The sequence below is a fragment of the Variovorax sp. 20P10.2.4 genome, assembly GCF_058244205.1.
In genome coordinates, this window is record NZ_JBZAYE010000616.1 from 1 (window position 1) to 4,275 (window position 4,275).

4 protein-coding genes are annotated in these 4,275 nt (G+C 69.8%); 2 read left to right on the forward strand and 2 right to left on the reverse strand.

The window, feature by feature from the left end:
* Positions 1–33: 33 nt before the first annotated feature.
* Positions 34–774 carry a LytR/AlgR family response regulator transcription factor gene (locus tag AC27VN_RS34290; RefSeq protein WP_057592325.1) on the reverse strand — a complete coding sequence of 247 codons (741 nt, stop codon included), beginning with the start codon at positions 772–774 and terminating at the stop codon, positions 34–36.
* A gap of 28 nt (positions 775–802) precedes the next feature.
* A complete protein-coding gene (locus AC27VN_RS34295) occupies positions 803–1,867 on the reverse strand; it encodes a sensor histidine kinase (RefSeq protein ID WP_490879471.1) in 1,065 nt (354 codons plus the stop codon).
* Positions 1,868–1,917: 50 nt separating this feature from the next.
* Between AC27VN_RS34295 and argH the strand changes: the two genes are divergently transcribed.
* Positions 1,918–3,315 carry an argininosuccinate lyase gene (gene argH, locus AC27VN_RS34300; RefSeq protein WP_093348594.1) on the forward strand — a complete coding sequence of 466 codons (1,398 nt, stop codon included), beginning with the start codon at positions 1,918–1,920 and terminating at the stop codon, positions 3,313–3,315.
* A 42-nt stretch (positions 3,316–3,357) separates the two neighbouring features.
* The coding region (locus tag AC27VN_RS34305; RefSeq protein WP_490879472.1) for a rhomboid family intramembrane serine protease at positions 3,358–4,275 on the forward strand (918 nt) is incomplete at its 3' end.

Genomic DNA, 4,275 nt, shown 5'->3' on the forward strand with positions numbered 1-4,275 from the left:
GCCGCGGTGCGTCGTCCTCGCGCGCCTTGTCGTTCATCGTGCGTCCTTGATGACCTCGCGCACCGCCGCCAGCTGCCGGCGCGACACCGCGACCAGCTCGGGCACGGTCGACAGGCGCAGCGCCCAGCCCTCGGCATCCTCGCCGTCGTCGTAGCGCTCGAGCGCGCGGATCGCGCTGCGCGCCACCAGCGCATTGCGGTGCACGCGCAGGAAGCGCTGGGGATAGCGCTCCTCGAAATCGTTGAGCGAGCCGTCGAGGATGTGGCTGCGCGCGGCCGTGCGCACCGTGAGGTACTTGTACTCGGACTTCAGGTAGACGATCTCCGCCAGCGGCACGCGCTCGGCGCGGCCGCGGTCCTGGATCAGCACGCTCTCCTGCGCCACCTTGTCGCTGGCGCGCTCCTTGAGGTAGCGCTCGGCCTTCTGCAGCGCCTGCTGCAGCCGCTCGGCGCGCACGGGCTTGGTGAGGTAGTCGACCGCGTCGAGCTCGAAGGCGGTGACCGCATGCGCCGCATGGGCGGTCACGAACACCACGGCCGGCGCGTCGGCGCGCTCGCGCAGCGCGCGCGCCACCTCGATGCCGTCGATGCCGGGCATGTGCACGTCGAGCAGCACCACGTCGAGCTTCATCGAGGCCAGCTGCGCCTGCGCCTCGGCGCCCTGCGCGGCCTCGGCCACCACCTCGGCCGCGGGCGCGCTGCAGTCGCGCAGCAGGGTGCGCAGCCGCGAGCGGGCCAGCGCTTCATCGTCGACGATCAATGTCCTCAGGCTCATTCATGTCCCCCCACGCAATGGCATGCGTTCATGATTCGGCGGGTATCGCGATGCGCACCCGGTAGCTCTTCTGATCCATGCCGGCGCTGAACTGCATGCGCATGTCGTGCAGCAGCCGCAGCCGGTCCCTCACGTTCGCCAGCGCGATGCCGTGGCCGCGCGGCAGCGGTTCGTCGGCCCAGCGCAGCGGCGGCAGGCTGTTGACCACCTCGATCACCACCATCGAGCCGCGTCGCTCGGTGCGGATGCGCAGCTTGGCACCGTCCGGGCTCGGCTCCACGCCGTGCTTGATCGCATTCTCGACCAAGGGCTGCAGCAAGAGCGGCGGCAGCCGCGCGTCGCTGGCCGCGGCATCGAGGTCCCAGCGGATGCGCAGCCGCTCGCCGAAGCGCACCTGCTCGATCGCGAGGTAGCGCTCGGCCAGCGCGATCTCGTCGGCCAGGGTGCCCGATTCGCCGGGATCGGCCAGCGCCTGGCGGAACAGCTCGCTCAGGTCCTCCAGCATGGTCTCGGCCTTGGCGGGCTCCTCGCGCACCAGCGCGATGGCGCTGTTGAGCGTGTTGAACAGGAAATGCGGCCGGATCCGCGACTGCAGCTCCTCGAGCCGCGCGGTGGTGGCGGCCGGCGTCTGGCCGCGCGCGCGCAGCACCATCGCCGCCATCACCATGCCGACGAAGAACGCACCGGCCAGGGCGCTCGCGAACCAGGGCGCGCTGACCAGCACGCCCGTGAGCCGCAGCAGCCCGCAGCCATAGAGCGCCGAGATGGCGCCCAGCAGCGCGCCCACCGCGTACTGCCACGGCACCGGCAGCCGCCGCAGCGGCTTCTTGAGCCCGCAGGCCGCGACCAACCACAGCAGGGTGGCCGGCAAGGCGCCGCCCGTGACGGTGGCGGCCTGCACCAGCCACTCGCCGGGCGAGCCCGAGACGAACATCGCGGCCACGCCCACCACCGCTTCGACGAAGACCACGGTGCGCAGCACCACGCCGATCTGGCAGGCGTCGAACAGCACGGCCTGCGCGCGCGCGGGCGGGCGGGCGCGGTCGGAGGACGCGGCGGGTGGGGTGGCCGATAAAATCGCCGGCTTGCGCATTCGCAGATACATTGGGTAACCAGCCCATTATTGCCTCCCGAACGGCTCCCATGACCCAAAACCAACTCGACAAGAAATCCGAAGCCTGGTCCGCCCTGTTCTCGGAACCCATGAGCGACCTCGTGAAGCGCTACACCGCCAGCGTCTTCTTCGACAAGCGCCTGTGGCAGGCCGACATCGAAGGCTCGCTCGCCCATGCCGGCATGCTGGCCGCGCAGGGGATCATCACCATGCAGGACCACGCCGAGATCGAGCGTGGGATGGCGCAGATCCGCGCCGAGATCGAATCCGGCGCCTTCGAGTGGAAGCTCGACCTGGAAGACGTGCACCTGAACATCGAGGCCCGCCTGACCCAGCTCGTGGGCGACGCCGGCAAGCGGCTGCACACCGGCCGCAGCCGCAACGACCAGGTCGCGACCGACGTGCGCCTGTGGCTGCGCGGCGAGATCGACCTGATCGCCGAGTTGCTGGTCACCCTGCAGAAGTCGCTGGTCGACATCGCCGAGAAGAACGTCGAGGTGATCCTGCCGGGCTTCACCCACCTGCAGGTGGCGCAGCCCGTGAGCTTCGGCCACCACATGCTGGCCTACGTCGAGATGTTCAGCCGCGACGCCGAGCGCCTGGCCGACGTGCGCCGCCGCGTCAACCGCCTGCCGCTGGGCGCCGCCGCGCTGGCCGGCACCAGCTACCCGCTCGACCGCGAGCTGGTCGCCAGGACGCTGAACATGGAAGGCGTGTGCCAGAACAGCCTGGATGCCGTGAGCGACCGCGACTTCGCGATCGAGTTCAGCGCCGCCGCCAGCCTGTGCATGGTGCACATCAGCCGCATGAGCGAGGAGCTGATCCTCTGGATGAGCCAGAACTTCGCCTTCATCCAGATCGCCGACCGCTTCACCACGGGTTCGTCGATCATGCCGCAGAAGAAGAACCCCGACGTGCCCGAGCTGGCGCGCGGCAAGACCGGCCGCGTGGTCGGCCACCTGATGGCGCTGATCACGCTGATGAAGGGCCAGCCGCTGGCCTACAACAAGGACAACCAGGAAGACAAGGAGCCGCTGTTCGACACCGTCGACACGCTCAAGGACACGCTGCGCATCTTCGCCGAGATGATCGGCGGCATCACGGTCAAGCCCGAGGCGATGGAACTGGCCGCGCTGCGCGGCTACGCCACCGCCACCGACCTGGCCGACTACCTGGTGAAGAAGGGCCTGCCGTTCCGCGACGCGCACGAGATCGTGGCCCACGCGGTCAAGGCCGCGACCTCGCACAAGGTCGACCTGGCCGAGCTGCCGCTGGCGGTGCTGCAGCAGTTCAACCCGAAGATCGAGAAGGACGTGTACGACGTGCTGAGCCTGCGCGGCTCGCTCAACGCACGCAACATCCTCGGCGGCACGGCGCCCGCGCAGGTCAAGGCGCAGATCGCGCGCCACCGCGCCCGCCTCGGCTGATCGCGCCGGCCCTCGGCAGCACCGCGACCCGCAGGGCCCGCCATGTTCTACGCCATCCCGCTCGAGAACCGCCCGAGCTGGCGCAACCCGCCGTGGATGACGGTGCTGCTGATCCTCGTGAACATGCTGGTGTTCTGGGGCCCGCAGCGCAGCGAGGAAAACGCGCAGGAACGCGCCGCGCGCTACTACGCGAAGAGCGCGCTGCCGGCGCTCGAGTTGCCGGCCTTCGTCGACTGGCTCGAGCGCACGCAGTCGCCGCGCGCCGAGGCTGCGCGGCAGCTGCTCAAGCTCAAGCGCACCGACGAGCTGCTCGAGGGCCTGCAGCACGAGCGCGTCTTCCTGCGCCAGCTGCGCGCCGACGAGGTGATCACGCCCGCGCATCCGCGCTTCGACGAGTGGAAGCGCGAGCGCCAGCAGTTCGATGCCCAGTGGCCCGAGCCCTTCACCGAGCGCTGGGCGCAGGACTACGCGAAGGACGCCGAGTTCAAGCCCTGGACCTGGATCACGGCCGCCTTCCTGCACGGCAGCACCGGCCACCTGCTGGGCAACATGCTGTTTTTGTTCCTGTTCGGCTTCTCGGTCGAACTCGCGCTCGGGCGCACCACCTTCCTGAGCTTCTACCTCCTGGGCGCCGTCGGTGCCTCGGCGCTGGCCGACTGGGCCTATGCGGGCAAGGGCAGCTACGGGCTCGGCGCCTCGGGCGCGGTGTCGGCGCTGATGGGCATGTATGCCGTGATGTACCGGCTGCGGCGCATCCGCTTCTTCTACCAGCTGTTCTTCTACTTCAACTACGTCACGGCACCGGCCCTGCTGCTGCTGCCGGCCTGGATCGCCAACGAGCTGCTGCAGCACCTGGTAGGCGGCCAGGGCATCGCCTACATGGCGCACCTGGGCGGGCTGTTGAGCGGTGCGGCGCTGATGACGCTCGCGCTGGCGCTCGGGCGCGTGAAAACGCCCGAG